At 60.6% G+C, this 226-nt stretch carries 1 protein-coding gene; it reads left to right on the top strand.

Annotation, left to right across the window (positions count from 1 at the left end; translation table 11 throughout):
- A partial coding sequence (locus tag OOJ60_RS24705; protein ID WP_205613312.1) for a hypothetical protein occupies nucleotides 1-226 on the top strand: 226 nt, incomplete at both ends.

Raw genomic sequence — 226 nt, 5'->3', positions numbered from 1 at the left:
CGGGCCGCCGCATCGGAAAACGGGTGTGGAAAAGCCGGCGGGAGCGCGGGAGTCTCAGCGGGGAGGAATATATTTACCTGGATAAAACCCCGGAAGTGACATGGTACGGCTGGGACGGCGACAGGCTGACCACCACCGAAACAGACACACAGCGCGTACAGACGATTTACACACCGGGCAGCTTCACGCCGCTGGTCAGAATCGAAACCCAAACCGCAGAGCTGGC

The sequence above is a fragment of the Citrobacter sp. R4 genome (genome assembly GCF_026719175.1).
Taxonomy (GTDB): Bacteria; Pseudomonadota; Gammaproteobacteria; order Enterobacterales; family Enterobacteriaceae; genus Citrobacter_A; species Citrobacter_A sedlakii.
The sequence above is the reverse complement of the archived record's forward strand: the minus strand, read 5'-3'. Positions and strand labels throughout refer to the sequence as shown.